The sequence below is a fragment of the Streptococcus mitis genome, assembly GCF_001579045.1.
GTDB classification, from domain to species: domain Bacteria; phylum Bacillota; class Bacilli; order Lactobacillales; family Streptococcaceae; genus Streptococcus; species Streptococcus mitis_D.
The window spans coordinates 592,456-597,838 of the sequence record NZ_KQ970262.1; the positions used below are offsets into that span (position 1 = coordinate 592,456).

The 5,383-nt window shown below is 38.5% G+C and carries 1 protein-coding gene; it reads right to left on the minus strand.

Annotated elements, in window-relative coordinates:
* A partial coding sequence (locus SMIDD28_RS05955) for a Rib/alpha-like domain-containing protein (protein ID WP_196756364.1) occupies nt 1–4,664 on the minus strand: 4,664 nt, incomplete at its 3' end.
* Nucleotides 4,665–5,383 lie beyond the last annotated feature (719 nt).

Below are 5,383 nucleotides of genomic sequence, written 5' to 3' on the forward strand. Positions count from 1 at the left end.
GATGTTCCACTTGTGTAAGTTGTTCCTGAAGGAATTGTCTTACCGTTCGCTTCTCCTACTGGAATCTCTACTGATGCTCCTGGTTTTCCTTTGCCATCACCATACTTCGGATTATATTTATCCGCTTGTTCTTGAACTTTGATTGTGATTGTTTCAGTAGTTGGGTTACCATCTTTATCGTAGGCTGTAATTGTTACACTGTAGTCACCTTTAGGTACTGTTGGTGTTCCTGTGATTTCACCGTTTGAATAAGTTAATCCTCCTGGTAATCCTGTTACTTCTACTGGAGTATTATCACGTAACCCTCTTCCTCCTGTATTATCACTTACTGTTACTGGAATTGGAGTGATTGGTTCATTTTTCGTTACGGTTGCTCCTCCAACTGTAACTGTTGGTCCTGTTACGTCTTTTACAGTTACTGGTACATTTACTGTGTCACTTGAACCGTCTGGATAGCCTACTGTTACTACCGCATTTCCTGCATTTCCTGCTGTTGTTGTTGATGGTTTACTTGTAACTGTTAGTGTTCCTGGTCCGAAATCTTTTACTTTAGCTTTCACTTCGTCGTCTGTAATTTCATGACCTTGATTTACTGTTAATTCTTCTCCTGTTGGATTGTACTTTTCTTTTTGTTCTTGGACAATAATCTTAATTGTAATCGGCGCTTCACTTCTATTATTGATTTTATCGAATGCTTCTATTGTTACTGAGTATTCACCTTTGTCTGCGGTTGGTGTCCCTGTAATTTTCCCATCTGTAAATGTTAGTCCGTTTGGTAATCCTCTTACTACGATTGGATCGTTATCACGCATTCCCACTCCGCCTGGATTATCTTCAGCTGTTACTAAAATTGGAACGATTGGTTCGTTTTTCGTAACAGTTGCACCATTTGCTGTAATTGTTGGTCCTGTCGTATCTGGTACTAAAACGTCACGTACTGTTACTGGTACATTTACATCTTCGCTTGATCCATCTGGATACGTTACTGTTACTACCGCATCAGCTGGATCTCCAACTGTTGCTGTTGATGGTTTACTCTTAACTGTTAATTGAGTTGCTGGTGCGTAATCTTTCACCTTAGCAATGACTTCTGCATCTTCAATCGGATGATCTTTATCAACCGTTAATCTTTCTCCTCTTGGATTATGAGCATCCGCTTGGCTTTGGATAGTAATTTTAATCGTTGTTGTTGACGGATTATCGTTTTTATCATATGCCGTAATTGTGACTGTACTTTCACCTGCTGTGCCAGTTGGTTTACCAGTAATTTTTCCATTCGCATATGTTAATCCTGCTGGTAATCCTGTTACTACGATTGGATTTGTATCACGCATTCCAACTCCGCCCGTATTATCTTCAGCTGTTACTGGGATTGGTATGATGTCTTCACGATTTGTAACTGTAGCATTATTAGCTGTAATTGTTGGTCCTGTTACATCTTTTACAGTAATTGGAACATTTACTGAGTCATATGAACCATCTGAGTAAGTTACCTTAACAACTGCATTTCCTGCTGAACCTGCTGTTGTTGTTGATGGTTTGCTTACAAGTGAAAGTGTTCCTGCTCCAGGATTGCTTACTTTAGGAGTTAATTTTTCAATTGTAATGTCTTCATTTTGGTTAACTGTTAATTCTGTTGCTGTTGGGGTGTACTTATCAGCTTGTTCTTGGACATTAAGTCTAACTTTTTTCGTTGAAGACCTATTGTTCTTATCATACGCTGTAATTGTTAATGTATAGTATCCTTTTCTTACTGATGTTCTACCTGTAATATTCCCATTTGAATACGTTAATCCTGAAGGTAAATTAGTTACTGTAATTGGATTCGTATCACGCATTCCTACCCCGCCTGGATTATCTACAGCTGAAATCGGAATTGGCGGTGTGATGTCTTCATTTTTCGTTACAGTCATTTCTTCTGCTGTAATCGTTGGTCCTGTTACGTCTGTTACTGTAACTGGTACATCTACATTATCACTTGTTCCGTCTGGGTATGTTACTTTCACTACCGCATTTCCTGCATCCCCTGCATTCGTTGTTGATGGTTTGCTTACAATTGATAATGTTCCTGGTGCATAGTTACTTACTTTTCCATATAATTCTGCATCTGTAATTGTATGGTTTTGCTCTACAGTTAATCCTGCCCCTGTTGGATTGTATTTAGTCGCTTGGCTTTGTACTGTAATTGTTATTTCTTTTGTTGTTGGTGTATTGTTTCTATCATACGCCTTAATCGTTACTGTACTATTCCCTGCAGGTCCAGTTGGTGTTCCTGTAATTTGATTGTTCGCATACGTTAATCCTGCTGGTAAGCCTGTTACTTCTATTGGATTATTTTGACGCATTCCTACCCCACCTGTATTATCTACAGCTGTTACTGAGATTGGGGTGATTTGTTCACGGCTTGTTACTGTTGTTCCTTCCGCTGTAATAGTTGGTCCTGTTACGTCTGTTACTGTAATTGGTACATTGACATTGTCAAACGTTCCATCTGAGTACGTTACTTTCACTACCGCATTTCCTGCATTTCCTGCTGTAGCTGTTGATGGTCTACTTACAATTGATAATGTTCCTGGTGCATAGTTACTTACTTTTGCTTTCAACTCATCATCTGTAATTGTATGGTTTTGCTCTACAGTTAATCCTGTTCCTGTTGGATTGTATTTTTCCGATTGACCTTGTACGGTGATTCTAATTTGTTTTGTAGTTGAACGATTGTTCTTATCATATGCCTTAATTGTTACAGTATAATACCCTATTCCTGCTGTTGGCGTTCCTGTAATCTGATTATTCGCATATGTTAATCCTGCTGGTACATTAGTTACTTCAATCGGATTATTGTCGCGCATTCCAACTCCGCCTGTATTATCTACAGCTCTTACTGGAATTGCCGTAATAGCTTCATTTTTCGTTACTGTAGCATCATTTGCTGTAATTGTCGGCCCTGTTACGTCTGTTACTGTAACTGGTACATCTACATTATCACTTGTTCCATCTGGGTATGTCACTTTTACTACCGCATTTCCTGCATTTCCTGCTGTAGCTGTTGATGGTTTGCTTACAATTGATAACGTTCCAGGTGTATAGTTACTTACTTTTGCTCTTAATTCATCATCTGTAATTGTATAGTTTTGGTTTACAGTTAATCCTGCCCCTGTTGGATTGTGAGCATCCGCCTGGCTTCGTACTGTAATTGTGATTGTTTTTGGAGCCATATTCCCATTCTTGTCATAGGCTTTAATGGTTACTGTGCTATTTCCTGGTGATCCGGTTGGTGTTCCTGTAATTCGATTATTCGCATATGTTAATCCTGATGGTAATCCTGTTACTTCAATCGGATTATTATCACGCATTCCAACCCCACCTGTATTATCTACAGCTGTTACAGAAATTGGCGGGATTGGTTCACGGCTTGTTACTGTAGCATCACCTGCTGTAATTGTTGGCGGTGTGTTGTCACGTCTAGTTACAGTAAAAGTAAAGCTCGCTGGTGTCGCTCTATGATTAGCATTATCCGTAGCATTAAAAGTAATTGTATTGGTCTTACCAACATCTTCTGCCGTTGTTGTAATCGTAATTCGTCTTATTTTTTCAGTATCAGTATCTGTTGGTGAAGTTACAGATGCTGTTCCTGAAAAGACCCTGCTACTGTATTTTGTTAGAAAATCACCAGCATCAAGATTAACAATTTTATTATCTCTTGCTGTTACTGTAAAGGTTACAGTTTCCCCTTCAACTACTGTTTGATTAGCTGGTGTAATAGCTAATGTTGGTGCTTGTGTATCTGGTGCTTCTGTTGGTGTAACTGCGTCACTTTTCTCAGAAACTACAATTCCACCACTATCAACCGTTGTTTCAGCTTTAAGAGGATTTCCTGGTAAAGCTTCTGATACCGTAATTCTTGCAGTTGTTCCATTAGATGTCCCTTGTCCAATTACACGATCTCCATCGTATAATTTTACAACAGAGCCGTTTTTAACCCCGCTACCTACATTAACTTCTATTGTTTGATTTGCTAAGCCTTTTTTGTTCACTACGCTAGTTGTAATCGTCGGTTTTTTAGGGTTAACCGTAAAGTAAACTCTTCCATCAGATCCTGAATTTGCATCTTCCGATGTTGAACCATCTTGATAACTTGCAACTGCAGTATAAGTAAACTTCCCAGCATTTGCTGTACTTGGAGCAGCGTTATTCTTCCAACTCCAATTCATTCCAGCAGGGAAATCTCCACTACCCTTACGTGTAATATATTTATCCGCTACAGGATTCCCTGTGTTTGGAATTGTATCTCCCACAACTTTTGTATGAGAACTACCTTGGATAGGATATAGTTTTGCTTGTTTTTCTCTTAATGTTGGTTGTACTGGTTGGTCTGGATAATCTGTATATATTGGTTCATGCACATCTCGTCCTGAAATGAATGTATATGCTTGGTTAGTAGTAGCTCCAAATGTACCCACAACTGCTAGTGCAAATGCATCTCTTACCTGATCATCTGTCACTCCAGCCTTCAACTTAGCTTTTACCTGCATATGTACAGCAGATGTTTTATCCTCTGTTTTAACCCCAAATCCATATGACCATTTGTTAAATTTACTTTCCGTTCTTGTTACCGCATAGATTAAAAGTGGATCATTACTATTTCCTTTAAATGTATCACGCATATCTCCATTATATTCTGCCCCATGTCTAATATCTAAAGCGTTGAAATACGTTAATCTTCTCCAGCCTGAACCATAATCAACTGAATTCTTTGAGAAATCAACATTATAAGAAGCCGTTCTAGTAAATCTTTCTGGATTTTGAGACAGAGTCCCAGAGTCACTATTTCTTGTATAAGTTTCAAATTTTAAATCTTTTAAAGTATTACCTTTATAAGTACCATCGCTATTCAAATCTAAAATTTGAGGTGGTAAAATTAATCGGTAGATTTGATACCTACTTAATTGTGCCATTCCAGTACCATTATTATTGAAGAAAACATCATACACTACATAACGTTCTCCACCAATGGTTGTCATTTTAGCGAACATATCTACTTTATTTTCAGTATATTCTGTTAAGCCATTTCTAACAACTCTGCTTCCATCACTTGCACGGTGACGTTGATAAATTAAAAAGTTATCACTTGAATCCCATGTTGGAGAAATTGAAGCCGCTCTAAAATAGGATTCTGGAAGCATTTTATTTCCATTACGCGGATCGCGGGAACCTGAATGTTCACGAGTTACTGCTAAGACGAGTTTTCTCTCCGCTTGCTTACCTTGTTTCATCAATTCTTCAATTTCCGAAGCAGTTAATTGCGGATTTACTAACCCATTTTCGACAGAGCGGACAATTTCTTCTACTCCCTCCAAGAGTTTCTTGGTTTCAGGGCGTTCAA